A 20,088-nucleotide genomic window follows, 5' to 3' on the forward strand; every position below is an offset into this window, starting at 1 on the left:
CGGCGGGCGCGCGGCGGGCGCGCGGAACCGGCCGCCGGGCGGGCTGGGGCCCGGCGGCCGGAGCGGGCGCCGGCCGCGCCGCCGGCACCGTGCGGTGGCGGCGCGGCTACTGCTGGAGGCGCCGTACGGCGAGGAGGCAGTGGGCGCTCGTCGCGAGCACCTCCTCGTCCCCCGCGAACGCCTGGAGCGTCGCGGCGTCGACCGGCCGGCCCGGGACGGCCTCGGGCCAGGGGCGCGTGGCGAACAGGAAGTACGCCTGCCCGCTCTCGGTCGCCGCCTCGACCCACTCGTCGGGGACGGTGCAGGTGGCGTTCAGTCCGGGCAGGGTCAGCGCGACCTGGTTGTCCGCCAGGACGATCTGCACGGGGAAGCCCGCCGGGTCGTTCCGGCCGTCCTCGACCCTGTCCCCTACGGACAGCTTGTTCCCCGCCAGCAGCGCCCGCGCGGCTTCCGCAGCGGCCTCCGGGCCCTGCGGGCCGTCGCCCAGCGAGTAGGCGAGGAGGTACGGCATGTCGTGGCCCTCGGCGGGGTCGCCGATCCAGGCGAGCACCGAAAGGGTACCGAGCCGGGTCCGGTCGATTTCGGCTTGAGTTGAAGTCATGCGCCGCACCCTAGTGGCCTTCGCACCGACCCCTTCACGGCCTTTCACCCGCGCGGGCTAGACCGCCCAGAATCCTTCTCCGGAATCCGACTGGACGTTCGCATCCTGGTACTGGAGCCGAACGATGCGCGCATTCTCCGGAATTTCGAACACGACCCACCCCTCGGCCCGTTCACCGACGGCGAGGGAATCGAAGACGAGGGGTTTTCCGGTGGTCAGTTCGCCGGTCTGCACCGCCGGGTGGCGCTTCCCCGCGCTGTCGTACGCCCACATGCGCCCGAGTGCCCCGTACGAGGCCCCGCCGACGTTGACGAACGACATCGAGGCGGCCACCCAGCGGGTTCCCGCGGGCGGGGCGAAGTTCTCCTCCACGCTGACCGCGGGGTCGACGTACGCGTTGAGCACCGCTTGAAGGTGCCGGCCGACCTGGCGGCCGTGCACCCGTACGGGATCGCCCACGTGGGCGTCCTTCACGGCGGGAGCGCCCCCGGCGCCCGGGGCGGCGTCGTCCACCGGGACGGCGGGGGCCGCGGCGGGGGCGAGCGCGGCCCCGTCTGAGGGTGCGGAACAGGCCGTGGCCCCGAAGAGCAGGAACGGCAGGAGGGCGGCGGCGGCAAGGGCGGAGGCGGAAGCGGACTGGCGCATGCGCGATCCCTTCGGGGACCTTCGAGGGGGGTATTTCCGGCCAGTCTCACCCGCCCGAGCGGGAAATTGCACACACCGACACGGGCGTGCGGAGCGAGCTGCCGTCCATCTGCCAGCACAATGCGTTCCGGCGGAATTCCGCCATCTGCACCCACCTGGAGGAAGAAGGCGCAGCGTCCGGCAGCCGGATCGCCCTGGCGGCCTTCTCGGCGCCGGCCGCGGCCACGGTATTCACCGCCCCGGCCGAGGCCACCGCGTTCCATCAGGCTATTTCCGTACAGTCCGAAGCACACATCGGCGGGGACGGCACGATCACCCTTTCCGGCACCCACCGCTGCGAGCAGCCGTCACCCGAGGGGGCGATCCGGATCAAGGCCCGGCCACCCTCGTACAGGACGATGTCCGCCTCGGTCTCGGCGCTGGCAAGGCCGTGTGCGACGGCCGGGACCGCGTCTGCCCGCCGCTGAGCCGGGCCGGCCGCCGGCCGCTCAGCGGCAGGACGGCGCCACGCCCGTCATCGACATGAACGCCACGGTCCGGCACCCGGGATCCGCGTGCCGGTGCCCCTCGGCCAGGTCCACGGCCGTCGGCACCGCGGCCCCCAGCAGGAGCAGTGCGAGCAGGCCGGTGGCCGTGCGCCCGCTCAGGCGGCGCCGCACGGGACGATCCGTTCCACACACGTCCGTCTCATGGACCGCATCATCGCCCTGCGCCCCACCGGCCACAACTCGGCGTGAGGGGATGTTCACCCTGTGCCGCGGGGGCTGCCCGAGGTGTCGAACTCGCACCACACCGCCTTGCCCTCTCCCCGGGACTCCACCCCCCAGTGCGTGGCCAGCGCGTCCACCAGCAGCAGCCCCCGCCCGGTGGTGGCGGCCTCCCCCGGGGTCCGCCGGCGCGGCCAGACGCTGGAGCGGTCCTTGACCCACAGCCGGATCCGCCGTACCGGCTCCGGCAGCACCTCCATGGTCAGCACCGCGCCGCCGTCGGTGTGCAGGAGGGCGTTGACCAGCAGTTCTCCGGCGGCCAGTTCCACGTCGTCGGCGAGCTGCGGCATGCCCCAGTCCCGCAGCGCCTGCCGCAGCGCGAAGCGGGCCTCCGACAGCCCCTCCGGGTCGGCCTGGTGGATGTACTGGTGGATCCGCGGGGCCCGGTGGGTCCCCGGGTCCGGGGCCCGGCGCAGCACCAGCAGGGCCACGTCGTCGCCGGAGCCCCAGCGCTCCCAGAGCCGGTCCGAGAGGTGGTCGGCGAGCGCCCCGGCCTCCTGCGGACCGCTGCGGACCACCTGGGCGAGGGCCTCCATGCCCTGGGTGATGGCGGTGCCGGGCTCCTCCACCAGGCCGTCCGTGCACAGCACCAGCGTCTCCCCGGGCACCAGGTCGAGCCGGGTCTCGGGGAAGTCCTCCTGCTCGAAGGCGGAGGCCAGCCCGAGCGGCAGCCCGCCGCGCACGTTGGGCCAGCCCGTCCGCCCGTCGGTGTGCCGGATCAGCGGGCCGAGGTGGCCCGCGCGGACCGCCCGTACGCCGCCCGTCTCCAGGTCCACCTGCGCGTACATGCACGTCGCGAAGCGCTCGGTGTCCAGCTCGGCCAGGAAGCGGGAGGCCCGCGCCAGCACGGTCGACGGCGGGTGCCCCTCGCCGGCGTAGGCGCGCAGCGCGATCCGCAGCTGGCCCATGATCGCCGCCGCGTGCGTGTCGTGCCCCTGGACGTCGCCCACCACGATGCCGACCCGGTCGCGGGGCAGCGCGATCACGTCGTACCAGTCGCCTCCGACCTCGCGCCCGCTCCACGCGGAGTGGTAGCGCACGGCGATCTCCCCGCCGCTGATCTCCGGAATCCGCCGCGGCAGCATCGAGGCCTGGAGGCCGGTCGCGAACTCCCGCTCCTGGTCGAACAGGAGTGCCCGCTGGAGTGACTGCGCGACGATGCCGGCCAGGCCCAGGCAGAGGTTGCGCTCCTCGGGGCTGAACTCGCTGCGCCGCCGGTAGAAGAGCACCAGCCCGCCGATGGCCCGGGCCTGGGCGATCAGCGGGAGGTAGGCGGCCGCGTCGAACCGGATCCGGTTGAGGTAGTCGCCGAGCAGGGGGAACTCGTGCGCCAGTTCGGTGAGCGAGGTGGCGAACCGGGCCGTGCGGGTGAGCACCGCCTGGGAGAGCGGCAGGGTGCCGTCCAGCCGGGTGAACCTGCGCTCGTTGAGGATCTCCAGGGACTCCCCGCTCAGCGCGATGATCCTGATGGCGCCGTTCTCGACCAGCCCGAGCGCCAGCCCGTCCGCGCCCAGCCGCTCCAGGGCTCCCGCGCCGGTCAGCGTGGCGGTCACGTCGTCGACCGTCACCGCCCGCGAGAGGGCCTCGGTGGTCCGCTGCACGATCGTCGCCTGCTTGGCCCGGGCCGACTCCAGCTTCCGCAGCACGGTCGCCTGGGTCAGCTCGGCCGTCGCGTCCCGGACGATCCCGACGATGCGGTAGGGCCGCCCGGCGGCGTCCCGCAGGATCCTGCCCTGGGTGTGGGTCCACTGGTCGACGCCGTCGCGCCTGCGGACCGTGAAGTACGAGCCGTGCGTCTCGGCACCCTCGTCCACCGCGGCCTGCACGGAGTCCGCCAGGCGCGTGCTGTCGTGCGTCGGGATCCGCAGGCCGAGGCCCTCCGGGGTCCGGTCGAACTCCTCGGGCTCCAGGTCGAAGACCGCGTACCCGGCCTCGTCCAGCTCGAACGTGCCGGCCCGCAGGTCCCACTCGAAGCTGCCCATGCCGTTCAGGGCCAGCCGCTCGCCGGGACCGGTCACCGGGCCGCCGCCGGCTCCCCGGTCCGGTCCCGGGCCGGCTCCCCGGCCGGGCCCTGGGCCGGACCTGTCGCGCTCCGCCGCTGCCACCTGACACACACCACCTAACGGCCGGGCCAGCACGGCTGGGAGATCAGCCGCTCCCACTCCTCGTCCGGCTGCCCCGGGAGGGTGCGCCCGGCCTCCCGCCAGCGCTTGACGAGGGAGAGGTAGATCGTCGACGGGTCCGGTGCGGCGGGCGCGGGAGGGCCGTACGGGGCTGCCCGGCGCGCAGTGGTCTGCTGTTCCGCGCGGCTGGCCGGGATGCGCACCCAGCCGCGGCCCTGTGCTCGCTGCTCCGCAGTCATCGCGGACCCCTCTCACCTCACCGCAGAGATGTCTTCGGACGCCCCGCGCCGGCCCGGGCGGGCCGCGGGGTCCCGAGGGAGCCCGTCGGCGGGCGCAGGGCGCCGAGGCGCCTACGGACTCCTTTCACCAGTCTCCCCGCCGTGAACCCCGCACCGTGCACGAATCGCATGGAAGGGCCGAATGAGGGAGCCGTCAGCAGCCCCGCGAAGAACAGTCCCGGCCACGACGACTCGAATCCGGGGCTCAGCTCGGGCGTGTCGCCGTCCCCGACCGTGTCCAGCGCGGCGCGCAGCCGGGCGTCGAGCAGGTCCAGCCGGGCCAGCTCCGGGCGGAACCCGGTGGCGGCGATGACGTGCGCGACGTCCAGGACGACGGACTCCCCGGCCGCGCTGGTCAGCCCCAGCCGGGTGCGGTCCCCCACCGCGACCGCCCGGTGCAGCCGGTGCCCCATCAGGGCCGGGACGCTCCGCTCGAACCGGTCCCGCAGCCACCAGGCCCCGGCGGGCCCGAGCGCGGTGGCCGCGATCCGCTCCCGCCTCTCCGCGGGCAGTCGGCGCACCGCCCACGGCAGCTCGGACCACACCCAGGTGCGCCAGCCGCTGCCGAGGCCGCTGTGCGGGCGGCGCAGCGCCTCCAGGGCCGGGCGCTCGAGCGGCGGGGGCACGGTGTTCCAGTTGAGCCGGGTTCGCCGGGCGACCAGGCAGGGCCGGGCGCCGGTCTCGGCGAGCAGGACGGCGGTCTCCAGGGCGGCCTGCCCGGCCCCGACCACGGCGACCTCCCGGCCGGCGAACCGGCTCAGGTCGCGGTGGGCGCTGCTGTGCGAGTAGTGCCCGGGCGGCAGCTCGCGCAGCGCCCCGGGGTGGCGGACGAAGGGCATCACCCCGATGGCGACGGCCACCGTCCGGGCGAGCAGCGGGGGCCCCTCGGCGGTGCGGATGCGGAAGCCGTCGCCCTGCGGGGTGATCTCGGTGACGGTCAGCTCCTCCACCTCCGGCACGGCCCGGCGGGCGAACCACATGCCGTACGCGCTGAAGGTGCCGATCGGGAGCGGACGGCCGTGCTCGGCCGCCAGCCCCCGGCCGGCGCAGTACTCGGCGAGGGTGTGGCGGCCGCCGGGCGCCGACAGGTTCGAGGACCAGGGCTCGGACTTCAGGTACATGCCCTCGGGCATGTGGTCCCGCCACGAGGCCATGGGGCGCCCGAGCACCCGGACGCCGATCCCGGCCGCCGCCGCGTGCGCGGCGATCGACAGCCCGTACGGACCGGCGCCGACCACGACGAGATCGTCCATCCGCGTCACCAATGTCCCTCCAGTCTCATGAGTCCCCCTCGTTCCCCGGGGCGTTGCGGGGCCGGGCCGGTGTCGGGCGCGACGCCGCCATCTCCCGCTTCCCGGGTCCCGGCGCGTCAAACTCCGACACGGCCCGGGTCGCCCGCAGGGGGCACGGCCCCGCCCCCGGGGCGGTCACCGCGTCACCAGCTCGTCCGGAGCGGCCGCCGCCGGCGGGACGGGCGGGGGCGGCACGACGGGCGTGGCAGGCGCGGCAGGCGCGGCGGGCGCGGCGGGCGCGCCGGGTGACGCAGCCGCGGCAGGCACGGCCGGCCGCCCCGGCGCCGCCCGGTCGCCGCCCCACTGGCGCGGGGCGCGCTGACGCGGCGCGCGCACCACCGCGCGCGCCGTGCGCCCCCCGTTCGCCGGGATCCGGCGCAGGGCGCGCGCCCCCTTGTCCGCGCCCCGCCCCAGGAACGCGGCGAGCATCGCCAGGAACGGCAGCAGGTCGTCCGCCGCGAACCAGGCCGCCTCCAACCGCCCCTTCGCACGCCCCCGCCCCGCCCCCCGGCCCGGGCCCGGCTCCTCGGCCGGCCCCGGCCGCCCCCGCCGCCGCAGCGGCAGCCGTCTCCCGCGCACCGCCGCCAGCAGGGCGTAGTTCTCGGCGAGGAACACCCGGCCCGGCCCCCCGCACTGCGCCGGCACCTGCTGCCCCGTCAGATCCAGGTACATGGCCTGGACGACGTCCAGCCCGGCCGCGTCGGTGAACAGCCGGAACTGCGCGCCGGGGCGCGGGTTGAAGTCCACCAGCCGGAAGCAGCCGCTCTCGTCCCGCCGGAAGTCCAGGTCCAGGATCCCCTGGTAGCCCAGGCGTTCGGCGATCCGCAGCCCCGCCTCCTCCACCACCGGGTCGGGCAGCCAGCGCCCCACCGCCGTCAGCCCCGTCCGCACCGGCCAGGACAGCTCCTTGCGTCCCGACCCGGTGAGCAGCGGACGCCCGCCCGGGCCGAAGGCGCCGTGGAAGAACCAGTCCGTGTCGGCGCCGGCGGGCAGGAACCGCTGGAGCAGCAGCCGGCTGCCGGCCTCCGCGGAGCGCTCGTACAGCCGGCGTGCCTCCGCGGCGGTGTGCACGAGGGTGGTGCTGCGCAGGCCGGCGCCCGTCGGCAGCAGCCAGGGCCGGCTCCACTTGGCGACCGCGGGCAGGCCGAGCCGCCAGGCCGCCTCGACGGCCTCGGCCCCGCTGCCGGGGATCACGGTCTCCGGATGCGGAATGCCCCAGCGGGCGCACAGCACCGACAGCTCGGCCTTGTCGGCCACCCTGGCGGGGAGGCCGTCGGGTTGGCGGGGGATCCGGAACCGTCCCTCGAGCATCGGCGCGATCCGCGCGACGGTGATCGCGCTCAGGTCGTCCATCGCGATGAGCACCGCGGGCTGCCCGATCCGCTCCGACACCCCGATGAGACACTCCCCGAGCGCCTCCGGCGCCTCCGGATCGAGCCCGCCCGGTGGTCCCTGGTGCACGGCGCGCACGTACCGCGAACGCCCCACGGGACCTCCCCCCGCCTCGACCACGGCATGGACCTCCACGCCCTTGCGACCAAGGGACCTGACGGCGCCGAGGGTTCCGTGGTGGAACGGATTCCGGTCGAGTCTGAGCACGACAGCGGGCACGTGGCCGGAGAACGCGTACATGGAAACGGTGTCTTTCACCTAGTCGGACCAAGCAGGGATGGTGCGCAACTGCGACTGGCCTACGGAAGCCGTCACCGGACGGGCCATTGGTCGGATGTGATGCCTAACGTGCCCATGCAGGAACGCAACGAGGGCCGGGTGCCCGACCGGCAGGTGGCCGGGCTGGTCCGGCAGGGCGCCGAGGGCCGGTTCGACGCGCACTTCCGGAAGCACCCGTGAGCCCGGCCCCGGGGGCACGGCGGCGGCGCCCGTCGCAGCGGGCCCCGTCCGGCCCTGGCAGACCCGTCATCGCACCCGCAGTTCGTTGAGCCGGGCCCGCCAGTCCCGGGCGGCCGGCAGCGCCTCGCGCAGGGCGTCCACCGCCCGCTCGCGCCCCGTCACCTGCGACTCGTGCAGTCGCAGCAGGGGCGCGAGCGCCGTCCGGGCCATCAGGAACCGCTGGTTGACGACCGTGTCGGGCCGCCAGTGGTTCTTGTACGGCTCGCTGCCCCGCAGGAAGCTCACCACCGGGCGGCCCTCCGCGAGGGCCCGGCCGGCCTCGTAGCGCAGCAGCAAGGTCGCCACGTCCACCTTCCGCGCCCGCAGGTCCGGATCGGCCCCGTACAGGTATCCGCCGCTGAGCGCCCCCGAGAGCAGCGTGACATTGGCCGCCACCACCTTCCCGTCGAGCCGGAACTCGGTGAGCCGGCCCTCCCCCGCGCGCACCATCCGCCGGGTGGCCCGGGTCAGGTGCTCGGCGAAGCGGGGCTTGAGGTGCTCGGGCGTCACCCCGCGGCCGCGCCACTGCTTCTCGTGGAGCCGCAGCAGGGTCCGTACGGCACCGGGCACCTCGTGCTCGGTGACCTCGTGCTCCTCGATGCCGGCCGCGTCGGTCTTGCGGAGCTTGGCCCGCACCCGCTGCCCCCCGGAGGCCGGCATCCGCTTGACCAGCTCGTCGAAGGGCAGCGCGGGCAGCTCCATGCAGGTGGAGTCGGCGAGCTTGCTGCGCACGCCCGGCCACTGCTCGTACACCGCCTCGGCAGCCGCCCCCGGCCGCACCTCGCGCAGGTCGACGACGGCGCCGCGGGCCGCCCGGTGCAGCCCGTGGGCCAGCGCGGGCACGACCTGGTCGGCGTGGCCGTCGGCCACGAGCACGTCGGAGTGGTCGGTGATGCCCCCGCCGAGCGGCACCAGCAGCGGCAGCGGCCGGTGGACGAGCATCAGCGGGGCGGCGCCGACCAGTTCCCCGTCGCGCCGCACGAGCACGATCCGCAGCCGCCCGTCCCGGCCGTACGACAGCCACCAGGAGTGCAGCCAGGCGTGGCTCTGGAAGGGGGTGGCGGTGCGACAGGAGCGGAACAGCCGGTTCCAGGGCTCGGCCAGTGCGGCGAACTGCCGGGGGTCACGGCACAGCGTCACCGAGAGGGCCCCGGTGGAGCCCGGTGTCATCGCACGGACTCCTTCTCCTTGGATTCCGGGTTCTCGCCCTGGGCCGGCAGCGTGGGCGTGGCGGTGAACTCCTCGGCGGCCGCCTCGTCCTGACGCCGCGGCTGCTGCCCCCGCCCGCGGCCGGGCCGGGCGAGCAGCAACAGTCCGCCGAGCAGCCCGCCGGCGCACAGGCCGACGGCGCCGGCGACGGGAGCGGACGGCGAGACCGGGTCGGCCGGGGCCACGGCCTGGCTGAACAGGAGCAGCTGCACGCCGGTGTTCTTGGCGGCCTGATTGCTGCTCAGCGACAGGGCGTCGGCCACCGCGTTGGCGATGTCGGCCGCCTCGGCGGCGCTCCGGGAGGTGCCGGTGATGGCGATCATCGGGGAGTCGGGGGAGGTCTCGGCGCGGACCTGGGTGCGCATCCGGCGGGCGTCAAGGCCCGCGCGGGGCTGGGCGTACCCGAGGGTGGAGCTGCTGGTGGCGATGCGGCCGTAGGCCTGGGCGAAGCCGAGGGCCGTGGCGGGTTCGGTGGTGTCGTCCGGGACGGCGACGACATAGCTCGTGGCGGCGTACTCGGGCGCCTTGAGGACGCCGTACGCGCCGCCCGCGGCCAGCCCCAGCACGGCGGCGACGGGCAGCGGCCACCAGGCGGGCGGCGGCAGCAGCCGTACCCGGCGGCGTCGGCGGTCGGACTTCTTCTGCTCGGCGGTGTCGGCCATGTGCGTGCTCACTTCCTGGGTGAAAAGGTGTTCCTCCCGGGTCCGTTCGGTACCCGGGACATGCGGTTCAGTCCCGGTCGCCGGGGGCCGGCCGCGGTGTGTGCGCGGGGCCCGGCGTGCCCGCCGGAGCGGGTGTCCGGTCGGCGGGCGCGGCGGAGGCCGGGGCGCCCGGGGCCGGGGCAGCCGGCGCCGGCGCACCCGAAGCCGACCCGCCCGATGCGGGGGCGGGGCGGGGGACGCGCGGGGCCGGCAGGCGGTGCGCGAGGGCCAGCCGGTAGACGTCCAGCAGCTGCTCCGCGCTCCGCGCGATGTCGTAGCGCCGGGCCACGGGCGGCGGCGGCAGCCTTGTCGCTCCCGCCTCCATGTGCCCGCGCAGGGCGGCGAGCAGCTCCTCCGCCCCGGTGCCGATCCGCCGCGCGCCCGGCGCCTCCGCGGCCGGCAGGTCGTCGATCGCCGGGCAGGTGACGTGCAGCACCGGCAGTCCGGCCGCCAGCGCCTCCACCACCGCCAGCCCGAACGCCTCCTCCCGCGACGGGGACACGAACACGTCCATCGCGGACAGCAGCGCCGGGATCCCCGGCGTCCGCCCGTCCGGGCCGTCGCCCAGCGGATCCCGCTCGCCCAGCAGGTGGATCCGGTTCTGCGCGCCCAGCTCGGCGGCCAGCCGGCGCAGCGCGGCCCGCTCGGGCCCCTCCCCGGCCAGCAGCAGGTGGGCGCCCGGCAGCGCCGCCACCGCCCGGACCAGCGCGTCGAACCGCTTGCCCGGCACCAGCCGGCCGACCCCGCCGACGACGAAGGCCCGCTCCGGCAGCCCGGTCCGGGCCCGCGTGGCCCGGCGCACCCCGGTGTCGAAGCGGAACCGGGCGGCCTCGATCCCGTTCGGCACGACGTGCACCCGGGCCGCGGGCACGCCCCACCCGGCCAGCCGGGCCGCGACCGTGTCGGACACCGCCACCGTCGCCGCGCCCAGCCGCTCGCTCGCCAGGTACAGGGCCCGGACCCCGGCCGTGACCGGCCGGCCCTCGATCTCGGCGTCGCCGAGGGAGTGCTCGGTGGCCACGGCCGCCCCGGCGCCCGCGAGCCGGGCCGCGAGCCGCCCGTACACGCAGGCCCGGTACAGGTGCGTGTGGACGAGGTCGTACCGGCCGCGCCGGATGTACCGCGCCAGCCGGGGCAGCGCCCCCAGGTCCCGGTTGCCGTGCATGCCCAGGTGCACCACCCGCACCCCGTCGGCCCGCAGCCCCTCGGCCACCGGCCCCGGGTTGGTCAGGGTCAGCACGTCGCAGCGCATGGGCAGGTGCCGCAGCAGCAGCCGCAGCTGCTGTTCGGCACCGCCGACGCCGAGCCCGGTGATGACGTGCAGCACCCGCAGCTCCTCGAGCGGCGGCAGCGCCTTCACCGGTGCACCGCCCGGCCCAGCTCCCGCACCCGGTGCCGCAGCTGTTTGATCCGCAGCCGCCCGTTCCCGTCGGCCTGGCTGACGTGCGTACGGGGCAGGGCGTGCGGGCCGGCCAGCCGCCCGGGGTCGATGGCGCACGCGTACCCGTACCCGGCGGCCCGCGTCGCGTCGACGACCCGCGCGTCGAGGTACCCGTACGGGTAGCAGAACCCCTCGGGCAGGGTCCCGGTCAGCTCGCGCAGCAGCTCCCGGCTGCCCCGCAGCTCCTGCTGGAGCACGTCGTCGGGGACGGCGGTGAGGTCCTGGTGGAGCAGCCCGTGGGAGCCGATCTCCTGCCCGGCGGCGGCGACCTCGCGGATGCCCTCGGCGGTGAGGAGCGGTTTGCGGGGCCCCAGCGGATCCCACACGTTGTCCACGCCGAGCCGCCCGGGCAGCACGAACAGGGTGGAGGTGCAGTCGAAGCGGCGCAGCAGCGGCAGCGCCCCGGTGAGGTAGTCGGTGTAGCCGTCGTCGAAGGTCAGCCCGACCAGTGCGGCGGCGCGCCCGGCGGCGCGGGCCCGCAGCAGTTCGCCGACGGAGACCCCGCGCAGGCCGCGCGAGCGCAGCCACAGCAGCTGGGCCTCCAGGGTGCGGGGGGTGACGGTGATGCCGTACGGGTCCTCGGCGGGATCGGTGAACTCGGTGACCGAGTGGTACATCAGGACCCACGGCGAGGCCGCGGTCCGGCGGGCGGGAGCCATCGCGGCGGCCGGTGCCGTGTCGGTGTCAGCGGACATTGCGGAACCTCTGGGTCGTGTGGGCGATCTGGGCGGACAGGGTGGTCACTTCGAGCGCCCGTATGGCCATGCCGGTGGCCGCGAACATGGCCGGGACCAGCAGGCAGCCGAGTGCGGCGCTGAGCAGCGGGTCGGGGATCATCGGTGCGGCGATCCAGCCGGTGCCGCAGGCGGCGAACGAGGCGACGGCGAGCCGGACGATGCTGAGGGCGACCCGGCGGACCTGGATCGCGATGATCCGCCGGCCGATGCCGAGGAGCAGCAGCACGGCGGTGGTGGAGATGCCGGCCGCGTTGGCGCCCGCGAGGCCGTGGATGCCCCACCAGCGGACGGCCGCGGCCCCGCCCGCGATGTTGACGAGGAGTCCGGCGCCCATCGCGAGCGCCGGGAACCAGGTGGGGCGGGTGGTCGCGAAGAAGGGCCGGCTGAGCGCGCCGACGAGGCAGTGGCCGAGGAGCCCGAGGCCGTAGACCCGCATGACGGCGGCCGTGGCCCGGGTGTCCTCGTGGGTGAAGGCGCCCCGCTCGAAGAGGACTTCGATGATCTGCGGGGCGTAGCCGACGACGAGGGCGGTGCCCATGAGGACGGCGAGGCAGGCGAGCGCCAGGTCCTGTTCGACGCGCCGGCGGGCCTTCTCGCGTTCGCCGCCGGCCATGGCCTGGGCGACGACGGGGAAGGTGACGGTGCAGATCATCAGGGACAGCACCATCGGCATCTGCGCGACCTTCTGCGCGTAGTTGAGGTGCGAGATGGCCCCGGGCGGCAGGGACGCGGCGAGGAACCGCTCGACGAGCACCTGCGACTGCCGGAAGACGGCGAAGCAGATGACGGGGGCGATCACGCCGAGGGCGATCAGGGTGGGCCGGTCCCGGTCGCGCTGGCTGCGCGGCGCGTCCTTGGCCCGGGGCGGGCCGAAGCCCACGTTCCGGATGAAGGCGGGCAGTTGGACGAGGACCATCAGCAGCCCGCCGGCGGCGACGCCGGCGGCGGCGGCCCGCACCCCCCACGCGGCGTGCAGGGCGATCATCGTCCCGATGATCCCGACGTTGTACGAGACGTAGATCGCGGCCGGCGGCACGAAGGAGCGGTGGGCCCGCAGGGCGGCGCTGAAGTACCCGGCGAGCCCGAAGGACAGCACGGTCAGCGCGGTGAGCCGAGTGCACTCGACGGCGAGGCCGGGGTCCGGCAGCCCGGGCGCGAGGACGGCGACGACCAGCGGCGCGGCGACGACCAGCACGGAGGCGACGGCGGTCAGGAGCACCGCCAGCCGCGGGAGGGTCGCTGCCACCAGCAGCCGTACGGGGTCCTGCGCCCGGGCCTCCATCCGGCTGAGCCCGGCCCGGGTGGCCGCCCGCCGGGCGAGGGCGTGGCTGAACGCGGGCACCATCAGCAGCGCCATGGCGTCCTCGATCAGCAGGGTCGAGGCCATCTCCGGGACGGTCCAGGAGATGAGGAAGGCGTCGCTGTCGTGTCCGGCGCCGAAGAGGTGGGCGATGGTCTGGTCCCGGGCCAGCCCGAGCACCGAGCCCGCGGCGGTCAGTCCGGCGGTGACGGCGGCGGCCCGGGCCAGGAAGCGGCCGAGCGGCGCGGACGCGCCGCGGTCGGGACCGAAGCCTGCGGGCCCGGGGGGCGCGGGCGGCCGCGGCCCCGGGGTGCGGCCCCGGCCGTGGCGCGCCGGGGCGGGCTCCGGGGCGGGCTCCGGCGGATGCGGGGGGAGCTGGGGGCGCGGCGGACGGCCCGCAACCGCGGCAACGTCGGTCGCCGCGGCTGCGGGCTGCCTCCAGGGCGTTGTATCGGTCACCGGCCGGCCGCACCGGAAGCGGCGCGCGGGCCGACCGGGGACGGCAGGGCCCACCACGCCGCCAGTCCGATGATCACTCCGGTGAGGACGGTGGACGGCCCGCCGATGTCCGCGTAGAGGAAGTCGGTGAGCTGCCAGACCAGGAGCCCGATCGCGATCAGCCCGCAGTCGCGGATGGCCCGGCCCGACCGGTCCGGTCCGCCCGCGCCGGCCACGGCGTACGGATCCTGGTACGGGTCCTGCGCGCGCCCCGCGACGTACCGGCGGATCCCGGCGACCAGCAGCACCGCCCAGCCGCCCGCCAGCGCCATCAGCCCGATCAGCCCCTGCTCGCCGAGGACCAGCAGGTACATGTTGTGCGGGGAGAGCAGCGGCTGGCGGACGTACCCCTGTCCCGCGCCGGCGGTGTCGCTGCCGGAGGACAACCCCAGCGAGGCGTGCCCGTCCCGGTGGGCCGGAAAACCCTTGAGACCCACGCCCGTCACGGGCCGCTCCCGCCACATCGATTCGGCGGCGGCCCACATCGTGTAGCGGTCGGTCACCGACTGGTCGGGGGCGCTGGAGACCTGCGTGATCGAGGTCAGCCGCTCGGCGACCATCGCGGACCCGACCCCGAACCCGCCGACCAGCACCACGCCGAGCGCGGTCAGGGCGACCAGCACCTGCACCGCCCGCCGGATCCCGGCCAGCAGCATCACCAGCACCGCCGCCCCGGCCGTGGCGAGCCACGCTCCCCGGCTGAACGACAGCACCAGCGGCACCACCAGCAGCAGCGCCGTGCCGCCCGCCACCCGCCGCACCGGGCGCGGCAGGCCCGGGGCCAGCGCCGCGGCCGTCGCCACGACCAGCCCGTACGCCACGACGGTGGCCATGCCCATCACGTCGCTGGGGCCGAAGGTGCCGACGGCCCGGACGTCCTCGCCCTGGTAGGAGGCGCCGGTGTGGGTCACGTACTGCACGACGCCGACCGCGCCCTGCACCAGGGCCAGCACGGTGAAGCACCCCGCGGCGACCCGGAACTCCCAGGCGTCGCGCACCAGCAGCACGACCGCCGCCGGCACCAGGACGAACACCTGGAGGTAGCGCACGAACCCCGGCAGGGCCGCGTACGGGTCCCCCGCGGTCGCGGTCGCCACGGCCAGTCCCACGGCGGGCACCCCCAGCACCGCGACCGCGAGCGGGCTCAGCGGCCGCACCCGGCCGCGCAGCGCCTGCACCCCGCACACCAGCACCAGCACCAGCGAGGCCGCGTCGGCCGGGCCGACCTTGCCGGAGGCGCTCGCGTCGCCGGCGGGGACCGGGACCAGCAGCATCAGGACGGTCGCGGCGAGCGGCAGCAGCGGCCAGTGCCGCCGCACCAGGCGGGGCGCGTCCGGCACGTCCGGCCGGGTTCCGGCGCCGCCGATCGTCGTCACGGCAAGGCTCATGGTCAGCTGCCCCCCAGCCGGAAGCGGAAGAAGGAGGCCGCGGTGCGGGCGAGGATCCACAGGTCCTGCCACAGCGACCAGGTGTCGATGTAGTGGTTGTCGAACCGGGCCCGGTCCTCGATGGAGGTGTCCCCGCGCAGCCCGTTGATCTGGGCGAGCCCGGTGATCCCGACGGGCATCCGGTGCCGGGCCTCGTAGCCGGGGTGCACGCTGCTGAACTTCGCGACGAAGAAGGGCCGCTCGGGCCGCGGGCCGACCAGGCTCATGTCGCCGCGCACCACGTTCCACAGCTGCGGCAGCTCGTCCAGCGAGGACTTGCGCAGGAAGGAGCCGACGGGGCTCATCCGGTTGTCGCCGGCGACGGTCCACCGGGTGGCGGACTCGTGCGCGTCGGCGCGCAGCGTGCGGAACTTCAGCAGGGTGAAGGGGCGCCCGTACAGGCCGACCCGTTCCTGACGGAAGATCACCCCGGGCCCGTCGGAGATCCGTACGGCCAGCGCGCACGCCCCCATCAGCGGGGCGGCGGCGATCAGCGCGCAGAAGGCGAGGGTGCTGTCGAGGGCCCGCTTCACCCAGCGCTCCAGCTGCCGGGCCGGGCGGGGCAGCAGCGGTTGGACGGCGTACCCCCACAGCTGGTCGGCGGGCTGGACCACCCGCATCCCGGTGGCCTTGGCGGTTCCGGCGGGGTCGGCGAGCCAGAGCCGGCAGCCGTGGTCGTGGAAGAGGCGGACGAGGGAGGCGGTGTGCTCGTCCGCCTCCGGCGGCCGGGTGAAGACGGCGTCCCGGACGGAGTTCTGGATGACGGCGCGCCGGATGTCCTCGTGGGTGGCGAGGACGGGCATCGCGCCGTCGCCGTCGGAGCCGGCGGCGGTGTCGGTGTCGGCGGTGCCGGCGAGTCCGACGGGCCGCAGCCCGTACTCGGGGTGCCCGTGCAGGGCGGCGGCGACCGCGTCGGCCCCGGCGCCGGGGCCGACGACGAGGGCGGAGGCGGGTCGGCGGCGCCCGGCGTTGCGGCGGAGCAGGTTGACGAACCCGCGTCCCGCGCACGTCAGCAAGGTCTGGAGGCAGACGGCGGCCGGCAGCGCCCACCAGCCGATGGCCTGGCGGGGGTCGACGGCGGCCACGACGGCGGCGGCCCCGCACCACAGGGCGGCGGCCCACCCGGCCAGCGCGGGCAGTTCGAGCAGGGCGGACGGCGCCAGGCGCGGCCGGTACAGCCCGGCCTTCGCGTGCAGCAGGGCGAGCAGGACGGCGAGCGGTACGGCCGCCTCGCGCGGGAGTGCCAGCCCGGGCGCGGCGGCCGTGGTCAGTACGGCGGCCAGCGCGTCGGCGGCCAGCAGCGGGAGCGCCCCGAGGCGGCGCCTCTCCCGGCGCTGCCGCACCAGCGGCCTGGCCTGGTCGGCCCTGGGCCGGCGCGGCGGGTGGATCGCGGTGACGGACCGTCGGACGGCGGCCGTGCCGGCGGCGCCGGCCGCGTGCCCCGTGCCGCCCGATCCGGTCTGCCGGGGGGGTGCGCTGTCCATCGTCATCGGCTGATGCGCTCCTGGTTCGAGGGCCGGGGCCTGCCCAGCAGTTCGTGGTACAGACCGGTGACCGCGGCCGTGGTCCGCCGCACGTCGAATTCGGTCCGGGCGTGCTGCTGGGCCTGCTCGCCGAGTTCGGCGAGCAGGCCCGGCTCGGCAAGCAGCCGTCCCAGGGCCTTGGCCAGGGCCGTCGGGTCCTCCGGCGGCACCAGGCAGAGCCGTCCCTGGCCGGGCGGCAGGCTCTCCCGGGCGCCGCTGACGTCGGAGACCAGGACCGGTCGGCCGCAGGCCATGGCTTCCAGCGGGGCGAGCGCCATGCCTTCCCACCGCGACGGCAGTACAACGAGATCGGCGGCCCGAAGCCACGGTCGGATGTCGGCGGCCCCGCCGGCGAAGAGCACCCCGGGCGGCGCCGAGCGGCGCAGCCTCTCGGTGTCGGGGCCGTCCCCGACGAGGGCCAGGCGGGCCTCCGGGAGGTTGCCGAGCACCTCCCGCCAGGCGCGCAGCAGGACGTCCTGGCCCTTCTGGCGGCAGAGCCGGCCCACGCAGACGGCGAGCGGCCCGTCACCGAGGAACGCCGCGGGCAGCGGGAGTTCGGCGCGGGCGGCGGAGCGGTCCTTGGCCCGGTCCGGGCCGCCGGGGCGGTAGTGGTCCAGGTCCACCCCGTTGCGGATCACCGACCAGCGGGCGGCGATCCCCTCGTCCTCGCCGACCCGGCGCTCGGCCTCGCTGACACACAGCACCCGGTCGGCCCAGCGCACCCCGAAGCGCTCCCAGCGCCGGGCGAGGGCTCCGGTGACCCCGCCGACCGCGTCGAACGACCAGGCGTGCGGCTGGAACACGGTGGGGACGCGCCCGCGGGCGGCGAGCCGGCCGGCCAGCCCGGCCTTGGCGCTGTGGGCGTGCAGGACGTCGGGACGGGCCCGGCGGATCACCCGGCGGGCGCCGATCACCTCGGCGGCCAGGTCGGGTCCGGGGGCGCGGCCGGCCCGCCAGGCGAGCACCTCGGCGCCGGCGGCGCGGGCCTCCTCGGCGAGCCGGCCGCCGCGCGGACAGCCGACGACGGCGCGCAGGCCGGCGGCCGTCTGGGTGCGTACGAGGTCGACGACGACGCGGGCGACGCCGCCGTCGACGGGCTGGACGAGGTGCAGGACGGTCAGGGCTGGTGGGATCGGGGGCTGCGCAGGGCAGGGCTGCGCAGCGGCAGGCTGTGTCGGCACGCGGAGCGGTCTCCTACGTTCAGCGGCGCGCGTCTGTCTGAACGAAGAGCACGCCGAGGAATTGGCCCTGGCTTTCGCCCGTGAACCTGAAGTTCAGGCTGCGGGCGCCACGAGAAAGGGCGGGACTCAGGTCGAACACGTCCGCGTCATATCCGAGATTGTTCAGGTGTTCGGGCTGTCGCGCGGACGAGGGGCGCCCGAATTCCGTGATCGTGGAATTCATGACGTCGTTGAAGGGGTTCTCTTCGTCGCTGACGTCGGCCCGGCGCCCGGAGTCGGCGGTCACGGTGAGCGCGTCCCCGAGGGTGCCCCGGTCGCCGTCGTACGCCACCACGCCGGCCTTGCCCGAAGCCCCGGCCGGAGCGCCCAGACCGGCGATCTCGATCGCCTCGCCCGCCCCCGTGCCGAGGCGCTGGAAGCCGTCCCACAGCGAGATCCGGCGCAGCGGCTCCTGCGGGTGCTCGTAGGCGACGACCAGCGTCCAGCCGCCCCACGCCCCCGCCTCGGACCGGCCCATGGCGATGTTGAGCTGGGCGACCGTCCACATCCCGGCGCCGCCCTTGCGGACCAGCGGGGTCACGTCGGCCGAGGCCTGGTAGGCATCGCTGCCCTCGTCCGTGCGGTGCCCGATCACGGTGTCGGCGAGCACCTCCTTGTACGCGCCGCCCGGCTCGGCGATGAGCACCCGCCCGTTGTCCTCCGGCGGCTTCTGCTCGCCGGCGCGCAGGTTCCCGCCCCAGTACAGGCGGGCGTACGAGACCTTCGCGCCCTGCGGGACCTTGAGCTCGGCGCGGGTGGAGTTGTAGGTGTCCGGGTCGTTGTCGACCTCGCTGTAGAACATCTCGAAGTCGCCGTTGACCCCGGCCGCGCCCTTCTTGACCTCGGCGCACGGCTCGGCGTCGGGGGCCGCCTCCCGGCTGCAGCCGATCGAGGAGTTGGAGGCCCGGACCAGCCCGCCGTGCTGCACGGCCTGGTAACGCTGCATGAACGGGACCCGGCGTGCCTCCGCGGGGCCCGGCGGGGCGGCCTCGGCGGCCGCGGCGGGAACGGCGGCCGAAAGTGCGAGGCAGGACAGCAGGCCGAGCGTGCCGAGGATTCCGCGGGAGGCACCCATGATCCTGTCTCCATTTTCGATCAAGGGGGACAAAACAGGAGTGAACTTTGTCAGAAATCCAACCCGGAATCACGCCGGACTCGCACGTACGGCCTTTTGGGCGATAACACGCACCCTCAGAGGCGGCGAGTCGTTATGCGGATGCACCGCTGTTCGAACGAAATGGAAAAAACAGCCCCGTCGTTCGACAACGCCCGCGCCGCCCCGGCCCCCCTGACCGCACACCGACCGTCAACCGCGCCGCGCCGGACCGCGGCATCCGGGTGAAGCCCCGCAACCCGAGCCGACGGCGCCCCGTTGGGCCGGGTGCTCAAGTACCGGGCAATCCTGCAAAAAAGGGACCACAATGATCAAGAAGATGATGGCCACGGCGGCGGCCGCCGCCTCGGTCGTGGGTATCGGTGCCGCGATGGCGCCGCAGGCGATGGCCATCGGGAACGACAACGGCATCAACACCGTCAACGGCAACGGCGCCACCCAGCTCTACGGCAACCAGGCCACCTACGGGACCATGAGCCCGCAGATGGCGCTGATCCAGGGCTCCTTCAACAAGCCCTGCATCGCCCTGCCCTCGAAGGTCAACGCCCAGTCGATCCTCGCCCTGGCCAACCTCGGCGTCCAGGACCTCCCGATCCTGTCCAACCCGATGAGCCAGCAGTGCACCGAGAACTCCACCCAGGCCAAGGGCGACGAGCCGCTCTCGCACGTCCTGGACAACATCCCGGTCCTGTCCGGCAACGGCTCCATCGGCAGCTGACTCCTCCCCCGCACCACCGAGGCCGTCGCACCTCCGGGTCGCGGCGGCCTTGGCGCGTACGGACCCGCCCCTCGCCCTCCCCGCCCGGAAATAGCCGCGGAAATCCGCGCTGAATTTCCGCCCACCCGGGCTGCCGGGGGAATTTCGGAAGCATCCCGGAAACCGGGGGTTTCCTTTCCACCGCCCACTCGTTGTTGTTTCTGCAGTGGACAAGCCGCTGCGGGAAAGGATCGAAATCACATGTCGTACAAGAAGGCAGTGGTGCTGGCCGCCGGCGTTCTGATGGCCGCCGGTGCCGCCTCCCCCGCCATGGCCGACTCGTTTGCCGACGGCCAGGCCGTGGGCTCCCCCGGCGTGGCCGCCGGCAACCTCGTCGCCGTTCCGGTCCACGTCCCGGTCAACCTCTGCGGCAACACCGCCGACGTCATCGGCCTGCTGAACCCCGCGTTCGGCAGCACCTGCGCCAACAGCTGACGAAGCGTCTCCGCCCGCAGGGGCGAACCTCCTCGGGGTGGGGGGGGGGGGGGGGGGGGGGGGGGGGGGGGGGGGGAGTGGGGGGGGGGGGGGGGGCGAGCGCCAGGGAGGGGGGGGGGAGAAGAGGGAA

Annotated in this window: 19 protein-coding genes; 3 read left to right on the forward strand and 16 right to left on the reverse strand. The window is 75.4% G+C overall.

The window, feature by feature from the left end:
* Positions 1-106: 106 nt before the first annotated feature.
* Together AC068A_RS35125 and AC068A_RS35130 are read right to left on the reverse strand one after the other, a co-directional pair.
* Positions 107-601, reverse strand: a complete 495-nt coding sequence (locus tag AC068A_RS35125) for a DUF5949 family protein (RefSeq protein WP_478590354.1) — start codon at positions 599-601, stop codon at positions 107-109.
* A gap of 57 nt (positions 602-658) precedes the next feature.
* Entirely contained in the window at positions 659-1,246 is a 588-nt protein-coding gene (locus AC068A_RS35130; protein ID WP_478590355.1) for a DUF4352 domain-containing protein, read from the reverse strand.
* Between the two features lie 86 nt (positions 1,247-1,332).
* On the opposite strand from AC068A_RS35130, the gene AC068A_RS35135 reads away from it, so the two are divergent.
* Entirely contained in the window at positions 1,333-1,713 is a 381-nt protein-coding gene (locus tag AC068A_RS35135; protein WP_478590356.1) for a hypothetical protein, read from the forward strand.
* Positions 1,714-1,734: 21 nt separating this feature from the next.
* On the opposite strand, the gene AC068A_RS35140 is transcribed toward AC068A_RS35135, so the two are convergent.
* The 14 genes from AC068A_RS35140 to AC068A_RS35205 form a co-directional block, all read right to left on the reverse strand.
* Complete coding sequence (locus AC068A_RS35140; protein WP_478590357.1) at positions 1,735-1,905, reverse strand: hypothetical protein; 171 nt, start codon at positions 1,903-1,905, stop codon at positions 1,735-1,737.
* 86 nt (positions 1,906-1,991) lie between these two features.
* Positions 1,992-3,995, reverse strand: coding sequence for a SpoIIE family protein phosphatase (locus AC068A_RS35145; RefSeq protein ID WP_478590371.1), 2,004 nt, complete (start codon positions 3,993-3,995; stop codon positions 1,992-1,994).
* Positions 3,996-4,132: 137 nt separating this feature from the next.
* Positions 4,133-4,375 (reverse strand): hypothetical protein, encoded by a 243-nt coding sequence (locus tag AC068A_RS35150; protein WP_478590358.1) that lies wholly within the window; start codon positions 4,373-4,375, stop codon positions 4,133-4,135.
* Between the two features lie 17 nt (positions 4,376-4,392).
* On the reverse strand, positions 4,393-5,667 hold the full coding sequence (locus AC068A_RS35155; protein ID WP_478590359.1) for an NAD(P)-binding domain-containing protein: 1,275 nt from the start codon (positions 5,665-5,667) through the stop codon (positions 4,393-4,395).
* Positions 5,668-5,841: 174 nt separating this feature from the next.
* Positions 5,842-7,356: a carboxylate--amine ligase gene (locus AC068A_RS35160; RefSeq protein WP_478590360.1), complete on the reverse strand. Its 1,515-nt coding sequence runs from the start codon at positions 7,354-7,356 to the stop codon at positions 5,842-5,844.
* A 267-nt stretch (positions 7,357-7,623) separates the two neighbouring features.
* Positions 7,624-8,766: a GNAT family N-acetyltransferase gene (locus AC068A_RS35165; protein ID WP_478590361.1), complete on the reverse strand. Its 1,143-nt coding sequence runs from the start codon at positions 8,764-8,766 to the stop codon at positions 7,624-7,626.
* A complete protein-coding gene (locus tag AC068A_RS35170; RefSeq protein ID WP_478590362.1) occupies positions 8,763-9,467 on the reverse strand; it encodes a YveK family protein in 705 nt (234 codons plus the stop codon). The genes AC068A_RS35165 and AC068A_RS35170 overlap by 4 nt, the downstream gene beginning before the upstream one ends.
* 67 nt (positions 9,468-9,534) lie before the next feature.
* On the reverse strand, positions 9,535-10,839 hold the full coding sequence (locus AC068A_RS35175) for a glycosyltransferase (RefSeq protein WP_478590372.1): 1,305 nt from the start codon (positions 10,837-10,839) through the stop codon (positions 9,535-9,537).
* Positions 10,840-10,862: 23 nt separating this feature from the next.
* Positions 10,863-11,642 carry a polysaccharide deacetylase family protein gene (locus AC068A_RS35180; RefSeq protein WP_478590363.1) on the reverse strand — a complete coding sequence of 260 codons (780 nt, stop codon included), beginning with the start codon at positions 11,640-11,642 and terminating at the stop codon, positions 10,863-10,865.
* The gene (murJ, locus tag AC068A_RS35185) at positions 11,632-13,443 is read right to left on the reverse strand and encodes a murein biosynthesis integral membrane protein MurJ (RefSeq protein WP_478590364.1); all 1,812 of its coding nucleotides are present in this window, start codon (positions 13,441-13,443) and stop codon (positions 11,632-11,634) included. The genes AC068A_RS35180 and murJ overlap by 11 nt, the downstream gene beginning before the upstream one ends.
* Positions 13,440-14,870: an O-antigen ligase family protein gene (locus tag AC068A_RS35190; RefSeq protein ID WP_478590365.1), complete on the reverse strand. Its 1,431-nt coding sequence runs from the start codon at positions 14,868-14,870 to the stop codon at positions 13,440-13,442. The genes murJ and AC068A_RS35190 overlap by 4 nt, the downstream gene beginning before the upstream one ends.
* Positions 14,871-14,872: 2 nt before the next feature.
* On the reverse strand, positions 14,873-16,399 hold the full coding sequence (locus tag AC068A_RS35195) for a sugar transferase (protein WP_478590366.1): 1,527 nt from the start codon (positions 16,397-16,399) through the stop codon (positions 14,873-14,875).
* Positions 16,396-17,613 carry a glycosyltransferase gene (locus AC068A_RS35200; RefSeq protein WP_478590367.1) on the reverse strand — a complete coding sequence of 406 codons (1,218 nt, stop codon included), beginning with the start codon at positions 17,611-17,613 and terminating at the stop codon, positions 16,396-16,398. The genes AC068A_RS35195 and AC068A_RS35200 overlap by 4 nt, the downstream gene beginning before the upstream one ends.
* Before the next feature lie 19 nt (positions 17,614-17,632).
* Entirely contained in the window at positions 17,633-18,727 is a 1,095-nt protein-coding gene (locus AC068A_RS35205; protein ID WP_478590368.1) for a DUF3344 domain-containing protein, read from the reverse strand.
* A gap of 346 nt (positions 18,728-19,073) precedes the next feature.
* Between AC068A_RS35205 and AC068A_RS35210 the strand changes: the two genes are divergently transcribed.
* Together AC068A_RS35210 and AC068A_RS35215 are read left to right on the forward strand one after the other, a co-directional pair.
* Entirely contained in the window at positions 19,074-19,484 is a 411-nt protein-coding gene (locus tag AC068A_RS35210; protein WP_478590369.1) for a rodlin, read from the forward strand.
* Between the two features lie 240 nt (positions 19,485-19,724).
* The gene (locus tag AC068A_RS35215; RefSeq protein WP_478590370.1) at positions 19,725-19,958 is read left to right on the forward strand and encodes a chaplin; all 234 of its coding nucleotides are present in this window, start codon (positions 19,725-19,727) and stop codon (positions 19,956-19,958) included.
* Positions 19,959-20,088 lie beyond the last annotated feature (130 nt).

The sequence above is a fragment of the Streptomyces sp. NPDC043854 genome, assembly GCF_056436005.1.